Origin of the sequence: Rhodoblastus sp. 17X3, assembly GCF_030056575.1 — a bacterium.
Lineage (GTDB): Bacteria > Pseudomonadota > Alphaproteobacteria > Rhizobiales > Beijerinckiaceae > Rhodoblastus.
This window is the reverse complement of sequence record NZ_JASHHX010000052.1, coordinates 1-1,200: the sequence shown is the minus strand read 5'-3', so window position 1 is coordinate 1,200 and position 1,200 is coordinate 1. Positions and strand designations below refer to the sequence as shown.

General features: G+C 57.9%; 1 protein-coding gene and 1 pseudogene. Both read left to right on the top strand.

What is annotated here, in order from left to right:
- Positions 1–854: hypothetical protein (locus tag QM467_RS19710; protein ID WP_283368040.1), on the top strand; the 854-nt coding region annotated here is incomplete at its 5' end.
- 64 nt (positions 855–918) lie between these two features.
- Positions 919–1,200 (top strand): annotated as a pseudogene (locus tag QM467_RS19705) (hypothetical protein); the annotation flags it as partial.

Sequence of the window (1,200 nt, the reverse complement as noted above, 5' to 3'; positions counted from 1 at the left end):
TCGAAACGAAATTCTTCTTCGCCTTCGGGTGGAAGTTCTACAATATCATTGAGATATTCAGAGATCAGAATCGGTTGCTGGATCTTGTTTCGATTGGATTTTACGTTTCCATATTGATTTATGCGGGGGTATCGAAAACGATCAGGCTGAACTATGAGATTGCGCTCCCGGCGCTGCTGCTTTTTTTGTGCGAGCTTGTCATACCGATCAAGCTTTTCGGCTCCGTCTATGCGGATATTCGGCTTTGGCCGGTGATATTCCAGATTGCGCTGCTGTCGCCGATTCCGGGTTCGGTCGGCTCCATGGCGAGCCGGCTGATCCTTGGCTCTGGCGTGTTTCTGGCCGTTGCGCGGCTCGCCGTCATGTCGGCGGGCTTTGCGCAATATGATCGCGACTTCACGCGCCATTTGCGCGCGCTCGATCATGTCCCGGAGGGCGCCAGCATCGTCACCTTCTCGCCGGACATCTGCCATGTGTCGCCCCTGGACTGGCGGCTTCCCAGGCTCAATCAGCTGAGCGGCATGGCCGTCGTCCGGCGGGAGGCCTTCGTCAATTCGCAATGGGTGATCCCGGGCGGGCAATTGCTCACGGCCCTGCGCGCCAAGGGAACGAAATTCAATTCGGACCCCTCGCAGGTCATTACGCCGAAGCCCGATTGCGCCGGGCCGCTCTGGCCGGAAGTCATGCGGCGGCTGCCCGAGATTCCGCGCGACCGTTTCGATCATCTCTGGCTGGTCGGCTTCGACATGGCGCAGGCCCCCGCCATGCCGGGGGCGGAGCTGCTCTATGCCGACGAGGAAAGCGCGCTCTATCGCCTGCATCCCGTCGGGTCGGGAGCAGAGCCGTCGCGCTGAAGGCTGAGGGATTTAAGGGAATTGGAACCCTGTCCGTGGAATATTCGCACCCCGAAGGCGCGCTGTGCGCGAAGCGAAATTGCTTGCAGGACAGGGCGTCGACATGGCTGAAAATGTGGCTGGGTCCAAATTGTCATTATTTGGCAGCCGTAACATCAACATCGCTTTTGTTCTGTTCGTGCTGATTTATTTTGTTCCGTTCCTGTTTGCGAAAATACCGCCGCTTGGCGATCTGCCCGGCCATATGGGGCGCTACGCCGTTCAGGTGAATATCGACTCCTCGCCTTTGTTGCGCGAGAACTGGGCCTTCCACTGGGGTTTGATCGCAAATCTCGGCTTTGACATT